The sequence below is a fragment of the Caproiciproducens galactitolivorans genome (assembly GCF_004768785.1).
Classification (GTDB): Bacteria; Bacillota; Clostridia; order Oscillospirales; family Acutalibacteraceae; genus Caproiciproducens; species Caproiciproducens galactitolivorans.
The window spans coordinates 482143-501923 of record NZ_SRMQ01000001.1 but is presented as its reverse complement, the minus strand read 5'-3'; the positions used below and the strand labels follow the sequence as shown (position 1 = coordinate 501923).

Here is a 19781-nt window from a genome sequence, read left to right as displayed (position 1 = left end):
ACAAAACCTTCCTATTCCCTGTTATTTCTGCCGAAGCTTTGCGAGAAACCCAGTAAAATATGCGGGAAGATCGCTCGTAATTTCAATATAGCGGCCGTCGCGCGGATGCACAAAGCCAATCACTCGAGCGTGAAGGCACTGCCCGTTCAGATTCGGGACCGGCTTTTTCGGCCCGTAAACCGGGTCGCCGGCCACCGGGTGGCCGATATAGGCCATATGCACCCGGATTTGGTGCGTCCGGCCCGTTTCCAGCCTGCACTGGATATGGGTAAAGCCTTCATAGCGCGCAAGGACATGATAATGCGTGACCGCGCTGCGCGAATTTTTTTCTGTTACCGCCATCATTTTGCGGTTGACCGGATGCCGCCCAATAGGGGCGTCAACCATCCCGTCGTCTTCTTTTACATTGCCGTGGACAACAGCTTCGTAAATGCGCGTGAAGCTATGCGCTTTAATCTGTGCCGCCAGCTTTTGATGCGCGAAATCATTTTTTGCAACAATGAGCAAACCGCTTGTGTCTTTGTCAATCCGGTGCACAATGCCGGGGCGAATTACGCCGTTGATTCCGGACAGGGAATCCCCGCAATACGCCAGAAGCGCGTTGACCAGCGTGCCGGTGCGATTTCCCGCAGCCGGGTGGACAACCATCCCCTTCGGTTTATTGACAACAAGAAGATCGCTGTCCTCATAAACGATGTCCAACGGAATCGCTTCCGGCTCCACATCCGTCTTTTCCGGCTCCGGCAGCAGTAAGAAAATGCAGTCTCCTTCCGCGCCGCGGTAGCTTTTATTCAGGGCTTTGCCATTACAGGTTGCATATCCGCCATCGATCAGCTTCTCCGCCGCAGAACGGGTGAGACCTTCCGTCTTCATACTGATCAGTTTATCCAAACGAATTCCGGCATCTTCCGGATTGATAACAATTTTCAATTCCCTGTCCATTACTTTCTACGAATCACCCGTTCGGCATTGGAATCCAGATTCGAAAAGAACAGAATGTGAATGATTAAGAATACGGTCCCAACCGTAACGCAGCAGTCCGCAAAATTAAAGATCGGCGGAAAAAAAGAAAAGCTGAGGTAGTCAATAACATAGCCATAAACAATGCGGTCGATCAGATTTCCCAATCCCCCGCCTACAATTAAAATCACAGCGATATAGGAAAATACCGTATGATTTTGATATTTAAACAGCGAAATGATTAGCAAAATGCTAATCGCTAAAGTTACGGTAATGAAAAACCATCTTTGATTTTGCAAAATTCCAAAAGCCGCACCTTTGTTTTTAATATAAAAAATATTGAAAATACCGTTTATAACCGTAAACCCGCTGCTGGGCTTTAAATTTGCCGTAACAAGAAGCTTAATAATCTGGTCAACGACAACTGCCGCCGCCGATAGCAGTAAAGCAATGATTGCCAAAGGTATCTCTCCTATTCTGTCATAAAAAAGGGCGAACCGATCAGCCCGCCCTTTTCAAAATAATTTTAAGCCGTTCACATCGTATGAAAAGCGGTATCATGAAAATATCGCTGTTTGCAATTGGTTTTTATTCTCCTTAGGCAACACGAATTGTCTTAATCTGCGTCATTTTCCGGAGAAATCGGGTCGTCGGAAGCATGGAATTCCTCGCTATATTTCGGAGCATAGGAAAAAGAGGGATCCTGCGGATCTTCATCAAAAATGGAAACCTCTGCGTGCAGGAAATCATCCGGCTGCTGAGCGGTCTCTTCCTCTTCCAGCGGTTGTTCCTCTGTTTTTGGCGCGGGAGACAGTTCCTCCTGCTCCGGAAAATCTTCTTTCGCGGCGTGCTTCGGCGGTTCCGGGTTCTCCTGCGCAGGCTTATGAGTCGGCAGCGCGTCAATTAATGTAAGATGTTCTTTATAGAGACTCAAAAGCTTGGAACGAAAATCAGAAACGGACTTTTGCAGATTTTCCAGCTCTTTCTGCTGTTCAATAACACTCTGCTTTGCGGTACTGACAATGCGTTCCGCTTTTAGATTGGCATCTTTAATAATGATTTCCGCCTTATGGCGCGATTCGCGGATCGAGGCGTCCCCCAGCTTTTGGGCGCTAACAAGCGCATTTTTGATTTCATTCTCTTCCTTGCGGTAATCTTCCACTTTCGCAGCTAAAATCTTAAGCTTTTCAATTAGCTGTTCATTTTCGCTTTTCAGCTTTTCGTATTCTTCTTTTTGTTCCACTTGTTTTTTCAGGAGGGTATCATAGGATTCCTTAACCTCGTCGATAAACTGATCCACATCATCGGTTCGGTAACCGGAAAAGCCGGACTTGCGAAAACTGGCGTTGATAATATCATTCAAAGATAACATTTGGGAGTCCTCCATTAAATATATTTCCTGCCTGCAATGCTCAGCCTGCCTCTTTTGGTAACGGGACCAAGGCGGTCAATAACAAAGCGGCCTTTTCCCCTGACCGATAATTTACTGCCCGGCGTTACGGCAGCGCTTACTGACAAAATTTCTTCATGGTTTAGCATAACCATGCCGGAACGAATCATTTCACAGGATTTTTCCCTGCTTGTGCCGACAACGGCTGCAACAATACAATCCAGCCGGGGGGAAGCAACCACAGCAGAAAAATTCGCAAACTGCCCGCGTGGCGGCAAGGGTTCTTCAGCCCCTTCTTTCATTGTAACGCCTACTTTTCCGATCTTACTTATCTGGGACAGAAGGAAATCGGAAATCTCGCTGCGAACAAAAAAAACGCATCTTCCCGTTTCGAGCAAAATGTCGCCAAGAGCTTCCCGCTGAATTCCGGTTGCGAGAATCGCGCCCATAAAATCCCGGTGACCAAGGCGGTCGCAGGACCGAAAGCACGCCGTTACCGCGCTGATTGGGAACATACCGGCGTCCGGCACAAGAAAGTCCGGAAATGCGCCAAAAACTACACGCTCCGCGTCTTCCTGACCGCCGAAGAGCATATAGTTTTCAAAATGAATACGGGCCATTCTGTTTTCCGCTATGCGCGCCTGACGCTCATCCAAAAAGCCGACAAACCGCGGCCTTCCTCCGTTCTGCGCCAGACGCACCGCATCGTTAAGCTTTGCCTCGAGTAATACGTCCTCCGACTGTTTGTCCATCAAAAATAAACACCGTTATTTTCTAATTCATCTAAAACATCGTCACCGGTAAGATCGACATTATATGGAGTGATAATGAATGTGCTTGTGGCGACCCGTTTGATTTTTCCGCCGTTTGCATAGGCAACGCCGCTTATAAAATCAATGATTCTGCGTGAAATATCCTTGTTCGTGTTTTCAAGATTCAATACCACGGTGTGCATTTTTAAAAGCTCGTCCGCTACTGCGCAGGTTTCTTCGCCAAAACGTTCGGGTTTGAATAAAACCACCTGCAACTGCGCTGTGGCATGAATGTTAACAACCTTGTTATTGTTGTTCGGAACAAATGCGCGCTTAATTGTGTCGCGTTCATGAATTTCCGGTTCTTCATTTTGGCGAACCGGCGCTTCTTCCTGCTGCACCCCGTCATAATCGTAATCGTACTCGTCCTCCGGTGGATTCCACATATCTTTGATTTTTTCTACAATGCCTGCCATAGATATCCCTCCTATGATGATTTTATTTGTATATTCTTGAGCCAAACAGCGCGGAGCCTACCCGAACCATATTGGCTCCTGATAAAATTGCCAAAGAATAATCTGACGACATACCCATGGATAAAAACTCCATATTAACATTATCTATATTTTTCGCCCTTATGTCAACAAAATATTGATGCATCTTTGTAAAATAACCCTGCGTTTCCTTTTCATCCGTATCTGCCGGCGGTATTGCCATCAAACCGCGCGTGCGCAAAGACGGTAAAACAGCGATCTGCTCGATTAAATCTTTCAGATTTTCCGGAAGAACACCGGATTTGTTCTCTTCTTTACCGATATTTACTTCGACCAGTATATCTGTTGTAAGATTGCGGGAAAGGGAGACCCGCGAAATTTCCTCCGCCAGCTTCACGCTGTCCACCGATTGAATCATGCTGACTTTCCCGATTAGTTTTTTCACCTTGTTCGTCTGCAAATGACCAATAAAGTGAAGCTCGCAATGGGCAAGATCATAGGAAGGATATTTTTCACAAAGTTCCTGCACGCGGTTCTCGCCGATGTGGTCGATTCCAAGCTCAATCCCATGGTTTATCACTTCAACCGGAACAGTTTTTGTTGCGGCAAGCAACGTAATATCCTTGAGGTCGCGACCGGATTTCACCGCCGCCTCGGCAATCGTATTCTGAATTACCTTATAGTTTTCTTCCAGACTGCGAAAACGCTGTTCAAACTCATTTAACGACTTTTCCATCATATAAATCTGTCCCTTCTATAACCACTTCATCAAACAGTTTCACAGTGGAAGCTGTCATCAGCTCGTCCTTCGGCGGGTCGGCGTCACAGATGACATAATCCCCTGTGCTGAGAAGCGGAAAGATCTGTTTAAACACCAGTTCACTACCGCGCATTGTATAAACGCCTTTAACTTCTTTTTTTACAGTAAACATTTTATTGTTTTTGTCTTTTACCGTTTTTGTCACCGTAGCAAAATGGACGGCTTTCTGGCTGACCCGTATCCCCGAATACTGCCCGATCTGTATCTGGGCGGCTGCGTTGCGCATGGAAGCGATGGAGGAGTTCATAAAATTGCTTTCTAACACAACAACCGCTTCCGAATCCTTATTCGGCTGATTAACCGCAACAACGGTCGCGGGAACCGCTTCACTAGAGGCAAACGGGAAATTAATTGTAACCTTATTGCCCAGCCTAAATTTTACAATCTGATTCCCCGGAATAACAAACGCAAAATACCAGTCGAAATTTTCGCATATTTTCCCGATCGCCTCATTTTGCGGAACCGACCCCTTTTTCAAACTTGCTTCCAGTGCGGCAGGCGTAAGGGAAAGGACATTGTTGTAATCAAACACGGATTCATAGCCGTCGGTAGAACGAATAAAATAGCCTGAAGCAGGAGCGGTTATGGAGCCCGTAGCCGCTCCCGCGGATGCGGCGAGCGCGGCCCGTTTCGCCTGCAAGGCCGCAATCCGGGCGCTGAAATTCACAGAGCGGTTTGTAACAATCTGCCGCTCGTTCATTAAATAAAGCAAATCGTTCCGGGCATTAGAAAGCTTAGCGGTTTCGCCCGCATTCAAATTGAAAAGAACCTCCGTAAGCTTCAGATTAATTTGCTTTCCAATGGAATCCGGATTTGCCGCATACGTATCACCCGGCGTACTGAGCTTTTTCAGTTCGGAAATCTGGCTGTCCAGATTTTCAAGCTCCTGGTGCACGGCAGCGCTCTGTGCATTGGCATAAATCTGCGCAACCTTTCCGCCCACCCCGACTTTTCCGCCGTCGTTGATGACGTAAGTAAGAATGCCGTTTACCTGCGCGGTAATCGGGCGTTCCTTGCGTATCGCCGTACCGTTCACCTGCACGGTATCAGAAGTGCTGGCGTAGGAAACCGTTTCCGTCTGCACCGGCTCATAATGTGCGTTATAAATTTGGTACCCCAAATAAATGTATAAAAGGATGGCTAAAATAACCGACGAGGCTCTTCTTAAAAACTGGTTATTCATGGAACCATCCTTTCCGATAGATAAATTGCATGGCCTGTTCCACAACCGAATCAAAATCCATGGACTCGTCTATTATAATCCAATGAACATCCGTATCGCGTCGAAACCAGGTAAGCTGGCGTTTTGCATAGCGGCGGGTTTCCCGTTTAATTTTTTCCACCGCTTCCTCCAGAGAATACTGGCCGTTAAAATACGGAAGCAGCTCCTTGTAGCCGATTGCCTGCAGCGCGGCCTGCGAACCCGATTGGCTCAGAACCTCTTTCGCTTCCTGCAGCAAACCTTCCTCCATCATTTTGTCTACGCGGAGGTTTATCCGGTTGTAAAGCGTTTGGCGATCCTTGAAGTCCAGCCCAATCATACAGGCGTCGTACGGAGAGGGCGCTTCCTTCGAACGTCTTAGCTGCTCCGTCATGGTTATGCCCGATGTTCGGTATATTTCAATTGCCCGGACCAGGCGGACGATATTATGCGGATCGATCCGCTTCGCGGATTCCGGGTCAAAGCTTTCCAGCTCGGCAACAAGCGCTTCGGGACCTTCCCTTTCTGCCTTGCGGGTAAGTTCTTCCCGTAATTTCTCATCCCTGTCAGCTTCGATAAATTGAATATTCCGAAGGAGGGAACGGATATAAAGCCCGGTTCCGCCGACAAGAATCGGCAGTTTCCCGCGCGAATACACTTCGCTAATGCATTCCGAAGCAAGCGAAACGTAATCCGCAACGCTGAACGGCCGGGAAGGGTCGGCAAAATCAATCAGATGATGCGGTACACCCCGCATTTCCTCTTTGGTTGGCTTTGCCGTTCCAATATCCATTCCTTTATAAATCTGCATGGAATCTGCGGATATGACTTCGCCGTCCGTTTGCAGCGCGATCCACACCGCTAAGCGGCTCTTGCCGGAAGCGGTCGGCCCGACAACCGCAACGACGGGTATTTTTTCATTTCGGTTCATCATGGCTATTGTATCCGCCCAAACTGGCGCTCCAAATCTTTCTTTTTCATGATGATATACGCCGGCCGCCCGTGCGGGCAATAGCGGATATCCTCATCCTCCAACCGCTGAACAAGTGCGGCCAGCTCCTGCGGCGAGCTTTCGTTCCCGGCCTTCACCGCCGCGCGGCACGCAATATTATGGTACAGCCAGTTGAGCTTTTCGGTCATAATATCATTTTTTGCGTTTTGCAAATATCCGGCAATTTCCATGACTGCGGAGGCAACATCTTCTTCTAAAATCATCGGCGCACTACGAACCAGCACGGTACCAGAGCCAAAATCCTCAATTTCAAAACCCGCTTCGGCGCAAAGGGAAAGGGATTCCAGAATCGCAGCATACTCGTTTTTTTCCAACGTAACCGTGACCGGTTTCAGAAGCATTTGCTGAACCGCCTGGCCACCCTCTGCTTTCAGCTTTTCATAAAGCATCCTCTCATGGGCAGCGTGCTTATCAATAAAGACCAACTCGTCCTCCCCGCGCTGGACAAGAATATAGGTGCTGAACGCCTCCCCAACCAGCTTTCCCGGCTTTTTCGGTTTCGGCGATATTTCCTCCGCCGGCGGCGCCTTCGGCTCGACGGGAATTTCGTCCGCTTTCTGCACAGCGGGCATATTGGAAGCCGGTTCAGCCGGCGCAGGCTCGGGAGCCTCAATCTTCTTCACTTTAAAAAGGGTATTGTAAAGTGGAACCTGAACGTCGCTAACGGCAAGCCGACGTGAAGATTCCTCTGTTTTTTGAAAAGGCCGCACCGGGGGCTTTATCCCCCATTCCATCTGAACAGGCGCTTTCGGCTGTTCAAATGCCGGGACTGCCGGTTTCGGCAAGGTCATTACATTCGGCGTATCCCCCTGATTCAATGCGGTTTTTACGCCATGGTACACCACATCAAAAACCGGCTTTTCGTTCATAAAACGGACTTCAATTTTCGTGGGGTGAACATTCACGTCTACTGCATGAAAAGCAATTTTTAAATGAAGCACACATGCCGGAACCTTTCCAACCATAATGAACCCCTTGAAAGCTTCTTCCAAGGCAACCATTGCGGTGCGGCTTTTCACATAACGGCCGTTGATAAAAAACTGCTGCATGCTCCGATTGGGGCGCGCTGCAGACGGCTTGCTGACAAAACCCGAAAGCGCCACCCCGTTGAGTTCATAATCGACGGGGATTAACCCTGACGTAAATTCTTTCCCATAAACCGCGTAAATGGCGGATTTCAGTTTTCCGTCCCCGGGGGTGTGCAGCGTTTCTTTTCCGTCGCGCAGAAAACGCAGGGAAACCTCCGGGTGGGAAAGCGCGATCCGGTCAAGGATCGAGGCGATCGCATTGGCTTCCACCACATCTTTTTTCAGAAATTTCATCCGCGCCGGGGTATTATAAAACAGGTCGCGCACCACAATGGTCGTCCCCTGCGCGCAGCCGGCATCCTCACAGATTTGTTCAACGCCGCCGTCAATGACATAGCGCGTACCGGCAAGCTCGTCCTTCGTGCGCGTCAGCATCTCCACATGGGATACCGCCGCAATCGAAGCTAGCGCTTCACCGCGAAAACCCAGGGTAGAAATGGTATCCAAATCATCCTGGCTGTGTACCTTGCTGGTGGCATGGCGTAAAAAGGAAACGGCGACATCGTCGCGAAAAATACCGCTTCCGTTGTCCGTAACCCGCATATAGGTTATTCCGCCGTTTTTTATTTCCACAGTAACCGCAGAGGCACCCGCGTCAACTGCATTTTCAACCAGCTCTTTAACGACGGAGGCAGGGCGCTCAACGACTTCACCCGCCGCAATCAGCTCGGCGACATGTTTATCCAGTACGTTGATTATCCCCATTCTTTCCCTCCTTTACGAATTTATCAAAGAATTCCTCGAAATTGATGTCTTTGAACAGCTTTACTGCTGCACGCGATCGCATTTTTAAAACACCCTTGTTTCCAAATACGAAGGCAGTACTGCCTATTCTTTTGCCAAGGCGGTCAGCTCAAACAGCGTATTCATGCATTCGATCGGCGTCAGCGTGTTTACGTCGAGCCTTCTCAGCCTATCCAACACTTCCGCTTCATTTGGGGGCGTAATCGAAAGCTGTATTTCTTCCTGTTCATCCTGTGTACTGCGCCTGCCGCGTTTTTTCGGCATCGAAACCTCCTGGCCGCTTTCCAGCTCCGCCAGAACCTGCTTCGCACGGTTCACGATTTTCTCCGGAACGCCGGCAAGCTTCGCAACTTCAATGCCGAAGCTGTCATCCGCTCCGCCGCGCACAATCCGGCGAAGAAAGGTAATATCGTCCCCGCGCTTCTTCACGGCAATATTATAATTTTTCACGCCGTCTACCAGCTCTTCCAGCTCGGTAAGCTCATGATAATGCGTTGCAAAAAGCGTTTTTGCGCCAAGAAGCTTTTTATCGGCAACATACTCCAAAACAGCACGCGCAATGCTCATTCCGTCAAAGGTGGACGTGCCGCGTCCGATCTCATCCAGAATCAGCAGGCTGTTCGGGGTTGCATTTTTCAGGATATCGGCAACCTCGGACATTTCTACCATAAAAGTGGACTGTCCCGACGCCAAATCATCCGATGCGCCCACACGTGTAAAAATGCTGTCCGTAATGCCGATTTCCGCATAAGAAGCCGGAACAAAGCACCCGATCTGCGCCATAATAACAATGAGCGCCACCTGCCGCATATAGGTGGATTTTCCCGCCATATTCGGTCCGGTAATAATAGCCACGCGGTTTTCGTTTTTGTCGAGCATAACGTCGTTTGGAACGAAAGGAGCGTCGAGCAAAGCTTCCACCACCGGATGGCGGCTTTCCTTCAGAATCAGCTTTCCATCCAGATTCACAATCGGGCGAACATAATGGTTGTCCGCCGACACCTGCGCAAAGGAAGCCAGAACATCAAGCCGTGCCACAGCATGCGCCGTTTTCTGCACGCGGGTAAGCTGTGCGGCGACTTCTTTCCGTATCGCGTCGAAAAGCTGAAATTCGAGCTGTACGGATTTATCATGCGCGCCGAGGATTTTTCCCTCCAGCTCTTTCAGTTGAGGGGTAATAAACCGTTCGCAGTTTGTAAGCGTTTGCTTTCGTATGTATTCCGGCGGCGCCTGGTTCTTATAGCTGTTGCTGATTTCAATATAGTAACCGAAAACGCGGTTATATCCAACTTTCAGCTTTGGAATTCCGGTCCGTTCCCGTTCCTGTGCTTCGATTTGGGCGATAATCCCACGTCCGTCGCTCATATCCCCCTTGAGAAGATCCAGTTCTTCATTGTAGCCCGGCTTAATGATACCGCCCTCCCGGATGGAAAACGGCGGGTCCTCCACGATGGAACGTTCAATCAACTGCGAAATATCGTCAAGCACATCAATGTCCTGATAAATTTCCGCAAGGAGATTCGACTTTACCTCTTTCAGCATATTCTTTAAACCCGGAAGCCTTGCCGCCGCAGAGGAAAGTGAACGAAGCTCCCTTCCGTTTGCAGAACCGTAAACAATACGGGACATCAGGCGTTCAAGATCATGGATTCCAGTCAGCTGTTCGGAAATACCGCCGCGCAGAATAGGGTCGTCCACCAGTTCCTGGACCGCGTTTAGCCGCCTGCTGATTTGAGCCGGACTTAAAAGCGGCTGCTCAATCCAATTCCGGATTAAACGCTTACCCATAGCCGTGCGCGTTTTATCGAGCACCCAAAGAAGCGAACCCCGCTTTTCCTTGTTACGCATGGTTTCAAGCAATTCCAGGTTGCGGCGCGTATTTAGGTCTAAATGCATAAATTGTTTTCCGGTGTAAAGATCTATCGTATTAATCCGTTCGATTCCGGTGCGCTGCGTCTGTTTCAAATAGCAGAACAGCGCGCCGAGGGCGCGGACGATATTCTCCTTACCGGAAAGATCTAAAGCTTCCAGATTTTCTTCATGGAAATGCTGTAGAACCAGGGACGAACAGATCTCCTTTTCGAAGTCCTCGTGGTCAAGCAATTCCATGCTGGCGGAAAGGCGTTCCCGGATAAACTTCGGGAGCTCCGAAAAACCTAGGACATTCGGGTTAATCAGGATTTCCCGCGGAGAAAAGCGCGCTAGCTCATTTTTTAGCTTTTCGGATAAATCTCCGCCGCTGAGGGTGGTGGCATGCAGTTCCCCGGTGGATATATCCGCAAAGCAAATGCCCGCCTCCGCGCCTTCAACGCAGAGCGAGCAAATGTAGTTATTGCGCGTTTCGTCAAGCATGCTGCTTTCCAGCACGGTACCGGGCGTAATGACGCGGACAATATCACGTTTTACCAAACCTTTGGCTGAGGCGGGGTCTTCCATCTGCTCACAGATCGCCACCTTGTACCCTTTGGCAACAAGGCGGGCCACATAGCTTTCATAGCTGTGAAAAGGCACGCCGCACATGGGGGCGCGTTCCTCCTGTCCGCAGTCGCGCCCCGTCAGCGTTAAATCCAGTTCTTTCGATGCAAGCTTGGCGTCATCATAAAACATTTCATAGAAATCACCAAGTCGGAAAAACAATATTGTATTGGGATTCTGTTTTTTTATTTCAAAATACTGTTGCATCATTGGTGACAGATTTGCCATCGCCTGCACTTCATCTCCTTATAAATCTTTCAATTTAATGGCACCCGCCGCAGGACGAGCAGTTCCCGCCGCAGGAGGACGGCTCGTAATCGGTTGTCTCCGGGTCTTCGCCATCGGCAGACTGCCGGATGATTGCTTCAATGCGCTGCAAAAGGGCGTCCATTTCTTCCTTTGCTTTATTGTAAGCAGTCATGTTCGGATTCTGCATAATCTTGGCATAAATGTGGCGCAGCTCTTGATTAAGCAGCTTCATTTTTTCGGTGTCCTGCTCCGGCTTTGACGCTTCGTTGCTTATTGCGATTCTCTTTAAATTAAATTCGCCGATTAATCTTTGAAGTTCCTGATCGTCGTCGCTGTTCTGCTTTGCAAGTTGCCAGTTCAGATACCGGTCATCCTTCTGAATTTCCTTGCCGATTTCTCTCGCGAGGCTGATAATGTCCATGTTGAAACTCCTTAAAGTTATTTTATTCGCTCTCCGCTTAAAACCCAGTTGCGCGCGGAGGTAATGCGTACATTTTGGAAGCTGCCGATTAGGCTTTCGTCCCCTTGGAAATCCACGATAATGTTGCCGTCAGTTCGACCGGCTAAAAGTCCCGTTTTGGGATTCCGATCCTCGACAAGCACACGCTGAGTGGTGCCAACCATGGCGGTACACCGCCGCGCGGCGATTTGCTCCTGTGTCTTACAAAGCTGCGCAAACCACTTTGATTTTTCCTCCGCCGGAACGGGGTCTGGCATTTTCGCCGCCCTTGTACCCACGCGGGGCGAATAGATAAATGTATAAAGCGACGTAAAGCCAACCTTTTGAATCAAGTCAACCGTATCCAAAAATTCCTCATACGTTTCCCCAGGAAAACCGACGATCACGTCGGAAGTAAGGGACAGGTCGGGAATTTTCTCCTTTGCGTATTCGACAAGTTCAAGGTACTTTTCCCGGGTGTATCCCCGGTTCATTTCCCGCAGCACCCGGTTGTTCCCGGATTGGAACGGCAGATGCAGATGGTGGCTGATGTGCTTCCCGTTTGCAATGGTGTCGATCAGCTCATGCGTTGCGTCTTTCGGGTGCGAAGTCATAAAGCGGATGCGGTAATCGCCCTCCACCTCGTCAAGCATCCGGAGTATCTGTGAAAAATTCACCGGCTCTTTAAGATTTTTGCCATACGAATTGACATTTTGCCCAAGAAGGGTGATATCCTTATAGCCTTCCTTAACAAGAGCGGAAAACTCATCAAAAATCGCTTCCGGCGTCCGGCTACGCTCCCGCCCGCGCACATAGGGCACTACGCAGTAGGAGCAAAAATTATCGCATCCGTACATAACGGTAAGCCACGCTTTAACGGTTCCGTCGCGGCGGACCGGCAAGCCCTCCACAATCTGCTGATCCTCGCTTTCGTCCCCGCGTTCAAACACGCGGCGACCGTCGGTAATCGCGGTGTACAAAAGCTCCGGCAGCCGGTGGATTACATGCGTGCCGAAAACCAGATTGACAAACGGGAAACTCTTGCGTATCCGTTCGGAAACATGTTCCTGTTCCATCATGCAGCCACAAAGCGCGATAATGAGCGACGGATTGCGGCGCTTTACATTTTTTAAGGCGCCCACATTGCCGAAAACCCGGTTCTCCGCATGCTCGCGGACGGCACAGGTATTATAGAGTATAAGATCGGCTTCTTCCTCTTTATCCGTAAAAGAAAAGCCCATCTCCGAAAGAAGGCCCTTGATTTTTTCGCCGTCCGCCACATTCTGCTGGCAGCCGTACGTGTGCACGAGCGCCATGGGGACGGGGCCGCGCTTCCTGACCGCCATAATTTGCGCCAAATCGCGGATATAATCGGATTGCGACCGGGTCTGCGGCGGCATTTGAACCGGAAAATGTTCTGACAAAAAGGTTTACCTCCTACAATATATGGTTTTTATATTATTATACCACAGGCGCAAAGTGCCGCTGCGATATATTTATAAATTGCATAATTGCCGTTTGGGCTATTATACCATGTTGCGGAAATCACTTCAAGGCAAAATGCACAAAGCCCCGCGGCTCACCGAACCGCAGGGCGATTTGCCACATAATCTTTTCACTTTATCTTTTTTACTTTGTACATCCAGGGAATCGCCCGCCAAATGGTAATCCTGCGCTTCAAATCCTTATCCGTCTGCTTCCCGGTGACCAGAAGCTTGTCGTACCCCGCCACGCGGAGATACCCGCGAATCGCGTTATAACCCATTCCCTCTTGCAGAAGGATATCCACCCCGTTCATAATGGTAAGCGGAAGCTTTTGCCGTTCAAACAGCCGTATCAACTCGACATCGTCCCGATAATTTGTCTTAAGGATATCGTAGATGCGCAACATAGCGTCGGTATGCTGAAAAATATTCTTACCAACCGGTTTTAGTTTGCCCCTTTTTAATTCAATAATATTGTCGCGTTTTAAAATTGTGGGCGATTGCACAATAACCTCAGCGGACAGCAAACAGTTGTAAACAAACTCTTCCGCGTAACCGTGCGAGCAGGTATCAAAAAAGCGGATCTTCCGTTCGAATAGGAATTTTCGTTTGATCAATATTGCCGATATATCAATGTGAATGGTATTTTTTATAATATTCTTTATATATTGCGTGCCCGGCTCAGTACAAACTGCCTTGCTCATTCGGCGTTCCGCCGCATTGGCTTCTTCTTCATTCAAACTTCCGAAAACAAAATCAGCAGAAGTGCGGGCAGCGGTTTCAAGATAACCCTGAAGGAAATCACGGTAGAGCCTTCGTGCAAATATAAAAGTAATATAGTCGCCGCCCGATTTTTGCAGGCCCGTATTCAAAGCCGCGGCAACCGGCCCGTCCCCGTTCTGGATTACAAAGCCACGAAGCTTTTTTTCTTTTATAAATTGAACCGCTGCCAAAACCGTTTTATCCGACGAGCCCATATCGACTACGATAAATTCCGCTTCCAGCCCGGACACCTGCGCTGCAACAAAGCGCAAAACCCCCGTTATTTCCCGTTCGATATTTTTGACTGGAATAATGACAGAAAGTTTCGTAATCTGCATCGCCGAACTCCTTTCCTGCGTCTGCCCTGTGCATATAATTATATCATAATGTTCCTTTTTTTAAAGATGAAAACTGCCGGATATCCGTCTATTTTCTCAAATTCTTTCAGTCAAAATCGCTTTTAAAAACGGGAGTGTCAATTTTTTCCTCTTCGTGCTCTTTTAAATAACGGGCGGCGGCGTTATATTTGCTGTCGTTCACAAAATGCATCAACCGTTGGACAATCTCTTCGGGCGGCTGTTTCATGCCCCCACGCGCCCACTGGACCACAATCCCTACCAGCCCGAAGGAATAAAAGTCAGCGGTAAACTCCTTATCCGCACCATCAATCTGCCCCTGGGAAAGAACATCGATAATTTCTTCCAGAAGCCCCTTTGTCACCTTGAAAAAATAATCCTGAAAGGCATTCTGCCCTGTCACGCTTAATGCATTCGTATAAAAATACTGCTCGCTTTTCATAGTCTTCAGTATTTCCAGCACCACTTCATCCCATTCTTTAAAGGTACGGTGCTGCGTTAGGACGGAAACCACTTCATTATAATAGATCCAATCTACCAGATCGTACTTATCCTTAAAATGGTAGTAAAAAGTCTGCCGGTTTATTTTACTGTTTTGCATAATATCGGAAACCGATATTTTTTCAAGCGGCTTTTTCCGCATTAATTCCTTGATTGATGCCGCTATTGCATTTTTGGTAATCAGTGAATCAGACATTTTTATACTCCTGTAGAAGATTGGTAAGCAACAGGTAACATTAGTTATCATTTTAACAGCAATTTCCATTTTTTTCAATATATGTGTATCACGACTAACTCAAAATTTAATTCTAAAGTTAAAATTCATTCATAATTTATGCTTGAACCGGATGTTGCGGAACGCAAAAAATTTCTAAGCTTTACGAATGTGCATGCATCTGCAGGGAATCAGCTTCATTCATGGCTATGGATTCCTGCCATATGCCATGGTCTGTGCAGGCTGTGTGCTTTAGGGATGCGGCAACGAATGTGAACTGTTTAAGGATGAACATTGTATCAAATGTGCGGAAGAATGTGATAAATGCGCGACGCAATGCCAATCCATGTAAATTTCCAGCAAATCCCGTTTTTTCCTGCAACGGTCGGAAATATTGCAAATCTATATTTCCTTCATTAATTTTTTATTAAATTATCGTATTATTGCCATAAATCACCAACCAAACAGAAAAAGGGATATAATAAATATAATTCAATCGATTACAAGAACCTTTTTTGAAATATTGCTTAATTTCCATGAAAAAGCCGTCCGTCAAGGGCGGCTTTTTCATGGCTGAGTTTTATTCTTGGATTTTTGATTTTGGAGAAATCCCAATGGCTATGCTGGAATAAGAACTGGAAATCGCAAAGCTTGGGCTCTTCTATGGAGAAGCCGGCATTAGCCCGCTTCATTCTCATTGTTCCCTGATAATTTTCTTTTGTCGGTCTTAATAACCGCATAAACTTCATCTTCCGGATCGAGTATTTTAACCTCTGCGGGCAGGTTGAAATCAACGCCGGTGACATTTTCTCCGGAATTTTTCTTTGAGATATCCGCGGCTACCTCGTTCGGTATCAGCGCAGTCTTTCCTTCCACCTCAACTTCCGGTTTAAGAACCTGTAACTGTAATAATCTGCTTTCCAATTCCGATTGGCCATTGAAATGAATCGGCAAAATCATTCGAACATTTTGATCCTTCTCGGCCAGTTGAACGGAAACATGCAGAATTTTATTGTCTACGGGGTGTTTTTGTACTTCCTTAATAAAACCAAATTCTTTTTTGTCCCCGAACGCAACCCACAATTTCGCGTTTGCCCCATGTTTCGCGATTATTTTGTTCATCGCGGAATATTCAAACTTTACTGGGGTGGAAACGGCCCCCGGTCCATTAAGAACACCCGGGACAAAACCGGCACTCCTCACTTTCTTTGTGCTTTCGCTTCTTTCCATCGCATTTAAAATGATCTCTTGCATAATAAGACACTCCTTCTTGCTTTCGTACTATTTTTCGAATGTATTCGCTATTTTTTTATTCTACACGATAATTATTAACTGGTCGTGAATACCCTGCGCACGTTTTAAACGAAAACCGCCTGACTCCTTTGAAAAAATAGAGCCAGACGGCTTAAATCCATTGCTATTCTACGATTTTTGTGTCTATTTGCTTGAACCAGTTCAATAGTTGCAGCCTTTTTTACGCTTCATTTTTCATTGGCGTTATTGATTGCTATTGAGTTTTCTAGTTTTCCTATCCCAAATGAATCAGCCACGTAAGCGATGCAATTATCCATGAAACAAGGCTTTCCGCGCCCTCGTTCTGATTTGGCTCTCCGGCGGTAATACCGTCCCTGCAGCCGCCCGTGTCCGGATCAATGAGGGAAACCTTCCGGATGTTTTGCCCGGTGTACCAGCCAAGGCACTGCCTGGCTCGATCCAGGTAGCGTGACTCATCGGTCAACTCATGGGCTTTCAGGCAGACGAGAAGCGTTTCGCATGCCTCTACCGGCTGCTGGTCGTATTCAGCCGGCTGCTGCCCTTTCAGGAACCAGCCTTTGCAGCCCACCGGACGAAAGATATCTCCGACAAAGGTTTTCTCCAGAAGAAAGTCGAGACTTTCAAAGCCGATTTCGCGATACCTTTTTTCCCCTGTTGTTTCATATGCAATCAGCATCGCCCATGGCAGGATGGAATTGCAGTATGTGATTTTATCCTCAAACCATTTCCAGTTCGGAGCAGCACAGTGCTCATAGGCATCGCTGATTTCGGAGGCAAGACGGATCACGAGTTCGCGGGAACCGCTGTCTTTCCAGTAATTCAATCCGATCACAGCGTAGGCTTTCGACCTAAGATATGTAAGCTCGTTGCAACCGGATACCGTCTGGCGCAAAAGGTCATCCGCCACACCGCGAATTTCTTCCGGCAGGTCGGATCGGGACGTCGTGAAGCCCAGCGCCCACATGCAGCGCCCAAAGCAGTCCTGCGAGCCTTTTTCCTCTGAAAAGCGGCGGTCATAATCCATAAAGTTGCGGAACCATGCTCCGTTTTTGGCATAGAGCAGGAAGCCGAGATAGCGGACCGCCAGTTCCAGATATTTCTGTTTCTTTGTCAGCTCGTAGAGCAACGAAGCCATGATGAGCGCCCGCGCGTTGTCGTCGGTGGTGTAGCCCTCGCACGGATCGGGTACGGAACGTTTTGCATGCTGAAACATGCCGGTGTCGTCGGTCATGCGGAAGATATAGGCGTCATTCGGCAATCTTAAGTCTTTCATGCTCAGCCTCGCTCCTTTCGCAAGCTTCTTGGCGCGTCTGACGGAAGGTTGTGGCGTAACGATCCGCAACGGCATCCCAGCGCATTGTTTTACCGAAGCACAGGGTCTTTGCCTCCATCTCCTTCCGTTTTTCAGGATGTTCGATCAGAAGATTGATAGCCTCGCCAAGTGACCGGGAGTCCTTAAAATCAGCAAGTAGGCCGCGGCCGTCCGCAAGCATTTCCTCCGCGTAGAGGTAGGGCGTGGAAACGATCACCCTGCCGTATCCCGCCGCATAGGCGAGGGTTCCGCTGACCGCCTGATCGCGGTTAAGGTACGGCGTCATATAGATGTCAGAAAGCTGCAGCCCCCGGACGATTTCCTCCTTCGTCAGATATTTGTTCACAAACCGGACGTTGTTTTCCAGCCCAAATTCCCGAACCTTCTTTTCCAGACTCTCGCGGTAGGATTCACCGTACTGCTTGCGCACGACAGGATGGGTCTGACCCAGAATGAAGTACAGCACATCGGGATGCTTTTGCACAACCTGGGCGATTGCTTCAATGCCGTATTCCAAACCCTTGCCGGGACTGATCAGTCCGAAAGTGCTGATGACCGTACGGCCTTCCAGATGCAGTTCCTTTTTCAGCGCCTCTCTCGGCGGCAGGTCAAAGGAGGGAACGCCGTGAGGAATCATCACAATCTTGGAGGAATCAACCCCATAGGCTTCCTCGAGAATCCTGCACGAGTTGGACGCCATCGTCACAACCTTTTTGCTCCTGCGGCATAGCTCCCGCAAAACCTCCCGCTGTTTCTCGCTCGGGTCAGGCAGGATGGTATGCAAGGTGGAGATGATTGGTTTTTTCACCCGTTTGGCCAGTTCCAGCAGATAATCCCCCCAGTTGCCGCCGTAGATACCGTATTCGTGCTCCACGACGAGGAAATCAATGTCGGAGGCATTGATCCGCTCCGCAGCTTTCAGGTAGCTTGTGCAGTTCTGCTGCGGAAAGTCGAACAACACATCGCCGTCATAGGAATACTTCCCGTCGCTGATTGCAATAACGCTGGTTTTCAGATTATCTTTCTTTTTCAACTCCCGAACAAGATCCTGCGTAAAGGTGGCAATGCCGCATTCGCGCGGCGGATAGGTGCTTAAAAAGGCAATATGTAAACGTTTTTCCTTCGATTCCAAATTCATTCCTCCGTTCTCGGCCGAATCATCAGACAGCCAGGTGTTTGGCCGATTTAATCATATCGGGCGTGTAGATAGAATGCTTAAGCTTCGACGCGCCTTCCACGGTGCTCCCATCGGTCACAATGCATTCCGACAGTTCGGCTCCGTCCTCCAGAACCACGTTGTTCCATAGAATGCTATTGGCAACTTTACATTTTTTCCCGATTTGGCCGTTGTCCCCAATTACCACGTTGGGGCCAACGGCCGCTCCGGCTTCAATGCGCACGTTGCGACCAAGGCAGACCGGGCCCCGCAGCACGGCCGTTCCGCTGATATGGGGGTCTGAGGCGCTGTACACGGCGCGCTCATGGAAATTGATCTCCGGCAGGTGCAGCCGTCCTTCGAAGCCGTCCCGGTGGGCCTGGATGTATTTTTCAGGCGTTCCAATATCCAGCCAGTAATTGCAGCCCTTGTAAACGGCGATCTTCCGCCCCTGCTCGAGCAGCTTCGGAAAGACCTCCCGCTCGACCGAAACCGGCCTTCCGGAAGCAATCTTCCAGAGCACCGAGGGTTCAAAGACGTAAACGCCCGCGTTGATGAAATGGGAAACGACCTCATGCGGGGCCGGCTTTTCCTTGAACAGATAAGCATATCCGTCCTCGTCATATTCGATCACTCCATAGGCGGAGGGATTTTCAACCTGTGTTACCGCGATTGTAACGTCCGCTTTCTTCCGCTTATGGTAGCGGAGCATTTCGCTATAATTGATGTTGCTAAGGATGTCGGCGTTAAACACCAGGAACGTATCATCAAAATATTGCTCACAGTTTTTGATCGCGCCGCCCGTCCCGAGCGGGGACTCTTCACAGACATAGCGGATTTTCAAACCGAAATCCGACCCGTTGCCAAAATACTGTTCGATAACCTCCGGCCGATAACAGGTGCTCAGCACGATTTCACGTATCCCGTGCAGCTTCAGAGCTTCCATGTTCCGCTCCAGTAGTGGTTTGCCCATCACCGGCACCATCGGTTTCGGCATCCGGTCGGTCAAGGGGCGAAGCCGTGTTCCCAGGCCGCCCACCAGAAATAGTGCTTTCATAAGTATTCCTCCTTTTACGTCCCACTAATTAATTCGATCA

The 19781-nt window shown here is 48.7% G+C and carries 18 protein-coding genes; all 18 read right to left on the bottom strand.

The window, feature by feature from the left end; all coding sequences use genetic code 11:
* Nucleotides 1–21: 21 nt before the first annotated feature.
* The 18 genes from CAGA_RS02365 to CAGA_RS02280 all read right to left on the bottom strand — a co-directional run bounded on the left by CAGA_RS02365 (nucleotide 22) and on the right by CAGA_RS02280 (nucleotide 19741).
* The gene (locus CAGA_RS02365; protein ID WP_135657313.1) at nucleotides 22–942 is read right to left on the bottom strand and encodes an RluA family pseudouridine synthase; all 921 of its coding nucleotides are present in this window, start codon (nucleotides 940–942) and stop codon (nucleotides 22–24) included.
* Entirely contained in the window at nucleotides 942–1421 is a 480-nt protein-coding gene (lspA, locus tag CAGA_RS02360; protein WP_167875135.1) for a signal peptidase II, read from the bottom strand. The genes CAGA_RS02365 and lspA overlap by 1 nt, the downstream gene beginning before the upstream one ends.
* A gap of 155 nt (nucleotides 1422–1576) precedes the next feature.
* A complete protein-coding gene (locus tag CAGA_RS02355) occupies nucleotides 1577–2332 on the bottom strand; it encodes a DivIVA domain-containing protein (RefSeq protein WP_135657309.1) in 756 nt (251 codons plus the stop codon).
* Nucleotides 2333–2346: 14 nt separating this feature from the next.
* Nucleotides 2347–3102, bottom strand: coding sequence for a YlmH family RNA-binding protein (locus CAGA_RS02350; RefSeq protein ID WP_135657307.1), 756 nt, complete (start codon nucleotides 3100–3102; stop codon nucleotides 2347–2349).
* Nucleotides 3102–3578: a cell division protein SepF gene (locus tag CAGA_RS02345; protein WP_135657305.1), complete on the bottom strand. Its 477-nt coding sequence runs from the start codon at nucleotides 3576–3578 to the stop codon at nucleotides 3102–3104. Before CAGA_RS02345 ends, CAGA_RS02350 begins: the two co-directional genes overlap by 1 nt.
* 22 nt (nucleotides 3579–3600) lie before the next feature.
* Nucleotides 3601–4335, bottom strand: a complete 735-nt coding sequence (locus tag CAGA_RS02340; RefSeq protein WP_135657303.1) for a YggS family pyridoxal phosphate-dependent enzyme — start codon at nucleotides 4333–4335, stop codon at nucleotides 3601–3603.
* A complete protein-coding gene (locus CAGA_RS02335; RefSeq protein WP_135657301.1) occupies nucleotides 4313–5599 on the bottom strand; it encodes an HlyD family efflux transporter periplasmic adaptor subunit in 1287 nt (428 codons plus the stop codon). Before CAGA_RS02335 ends, CAGA_RS02340 begins: the two co-directional genes overlap by 23 nt.
* Nucleotides 5592–6548 (bottom strand): tRNA (adenosine(37)-N6)-dimethylallyltransferase MiaA, encoded by a 957-nt coding sequence (gene miaA, locus CAGA_RS02330; RefSeq protein ID WP_407932250.1) that lies wholly within the window; start codon nucleotides 6546–6548, stop codon nucleotides 5592–5594. The genes CAGA_RS02335 and miaA overlap by 8 nt, the downstream gene beginning before the upstream one ends.
* 5 nt (nucleotides 6549–6553) lie before the next feature.
* The gene (gene mutL, locus CAGA_RS02325; RefSeq protein WP_135657296.1) at nucleotides 6554–8422 is read right to left on the bottom strand and encodes a DNA mismatch repair endonuclease MutL; all 1869 of its coding nucleotides are present in this window, start codon (nucleotides 8420–8422) and stop codon (nucleotides 6554–6556) included.
* 123 nt (nucleotides 8423–8545) lie between these two features.
* A complete protein-coding gene (gene mutS, locus CAGA_RS02320; protein ID WP_135657294.1) occupies nucleotides 8546–11164 on the bottom strand; it encodes a DNA mismatch repair protein MutS in 2619 nt (872 codons plus the stop codon).
* Between the two features lie 34 nt (nucleotides 11165–11198).
* Nucleotides 11199–11606 (bottom strand): YlbF/YmcA family competence regulator, encoded by a 408-nt coding sequence (locus tag CAGA_RS02315; protein ID WP_135657292.1) that lies wholly within the window; start codon nucleotides 11604–11606, stop codon nucleotides 11199–11201.
* A gap of 17 nt (nucleotides 11607–11623) precedes the next feature.
* Nucleotides 11624–13048, bottom strand: coding sequence for a tRNA (N6-isopentenyl adenosine(37)-C2)-methylthiotransferase MiaB (gene miaB, locus CAGA_RS02310; RefSeq protein ID WP_243112911.1), 1425 nt, complete (start codon nucleotides 13046–13048; stop codon nucleotides 11624–11626).
* A 191-nt stretch (nucleotides 13049–13239) separates the two neighbouring features.
* Nucleotides 13240–14208, bottom strand: coding sequence for a glycosyltransferase family 2 protein (locus CAGA_RS02305; protein ID WP_135657290.1), 969 nt, complete (start codon nucleotides 14206–14208; stop codon nucleotides 13240–13242).
* A gap of 106 nt (nucleotides 14209–14314) precedes the next feature.
* Nucleotides 14315–14923: a dihydroxyacetone kinase transcriptional activator DhaS gene (dhaS, locus tag CAGA_RS02300; protein ID WP_135657287.1), complete on the bottom strand. Its 609-nt coding sequence runs from the start codon at nucleotides 14921–14923 to the stop codon at nucleotides 14315–14317.
* 696 nt (nucleotides 14924–15619) lie between these two features.
* Nucleotides 15620–16195 (bottom strand): 50S ribosomal protein L25, encoded by a 576-nt coding sequence (locus CAGA_RS02295; RefSeq protein ID WP_135657285.1) that lies wholly within the window; start codon nucleotides 16193–16195, stop codon nucleotides 15620–15622.
* Between the two features lie 274 nt (nucleotides 16196–16469).
* Nucleotides 16470–17489 (bottom strand): glycosyltransferase, encoded by a 1020-nt coding sequence (locus CAGA_RS02290; RefSeq protein ID WP_135657282.1) that lies wholly within the window; start codon nucleotides 17487–17489, stop codon nucleotides 16470–16472.
* The gene (locus CAGA_RS02285; protein ID WP_243112910.1) at nucleotides 17464–18660 is read right to left on the bottom strand and encodes a glycosyltransferase family 4 protein; all 1197 of its coding nucleotides are present in this window, start codon (nucleotides 18658–18660) and stop codon (nucleotides 17464–17466) included. Before CAGA_RS02285 ends, CAGA_RS02290 begins: the two co-directional genes overlap by 26 nt.
* A gap of 28 nt (nucleotides 18661–18688) precedes the next feature.
* Nucleotides 18689–19741: a nucleotidyltransferase family protein gene (locus tag CAGA_RS02280; protein WP_135657278.1), complete on the bottom strand. Its 1053-nt coding sequence runs from the start codon at nucleotides 19739–19741 to the stop codon at nucleotides 18689–18691.
* Nucleotides 19742–19781: the final 40 nt, after the last annotated feature.

Bases quoted from the DNA above. Each gene is read 5' to 3' on its own strand.
- CAGA_RS02350 (WP_135657307.1), bottom strand. From the start codon at position 3,102: ATGGACAAACAGTCGGAGGACGTATTACTCGAGGCAAAGCTTAACGAT.
- CAGA_RS02280 (WP_135657278.1), bottom strand. From the start codon at position 19,741: ATGAAAGCACTATTTCTGGTGGGCGGCCTGGGAACACGGCTTCGCCCC.
- CAGA_RS02355 (WP_135657309.1), bottom strand. From the start codon at position 2,332: ATGTTATCTTTGAATGATATTATCAACGCCAGTTTTCGCAAGTCCGGC.
- CAGA_RS02345 (WP_135657305.1), bottom strand. From the start codon at position 3,578: ATGGCAGGCATTGTAGAAAAAATCAAAGATATGTGGAATCCACCGGAG.
- CAGA_RS02365 (WP_135657313.1), bottom strand. From the start codon at position 942: ATGGACAGGGAATTGAAAATTGTTATCAATCCGGAAGATGCCGGAATT.
- miaA (WP_407932250.1), bottom strand. From the start codon at position 6,548: ATGAACCGAAATGAAAAAATACCCGTCGTTGCGGTTGTCGGGCCGACC.
- dhaS (WP_135657287.1), bottom strand. From the start codon at position 14,923: ATGTCTGATTCACTGATTACCAAAAATGCAATAGCGGCATCAATCAAG.
- CAGA_RS02315 (WP_135657292.1), bottom strand. From the start codon at position 11,606: ATGGACATTATCAGCCTCGCGAGAGAAATCGGCAAGGAAATTCAGAAG.
- mutS (WP_135657294.1), bottom strand. From the start codon at position 11,164: ATGGCAAATCTGTCACCAATGATGCAACAGTATTTTGAAATAAAAAAA.
- mutL (WP_135657296.1), bottom strand. From the start codon at position 8,422: ATGGGGATAATCAACGTACTGGATAAACATGTCGCCGAGCTGATTGCG.
- CAGA_RS02290 (WP_135657282.1), bottom strand. From the start codon at position 17,489: ATGAAAGACTTAAGATTGCCGAATGACGCCTATATCTTCCGCATGACC.
- CAGA_RS02335 (WP_135657301.1), bottom strand. From the start codon at position 5,599: ATGAATAACCAGTTTTTAAGAAGAGCCTCGTCGGTTATTTTAGCCATC.
- CAGA_RS02340 (WP_135657303.1), bottom strand. From the start codon at position 4,335: ATGATGGAAAAGTCGTTAAATGAGTTTGAACAGCGTTTTCGCAGTCTG.
- CAGA_RS02305 (WP_135657290.1), bottom strand. From the start codon at position 14,208: ATGCAGATTACGAAACTTTCTGTCATTATTCCAGTCAAAAATATCGAA.
- CAGA_RS02295 (WP_135657285.1), bottom strand. From the start codon at position 16,195: ATGCAAGAGATCATTTTAAATGCGATGGAAAGAAGCGAAAGCACAAAG.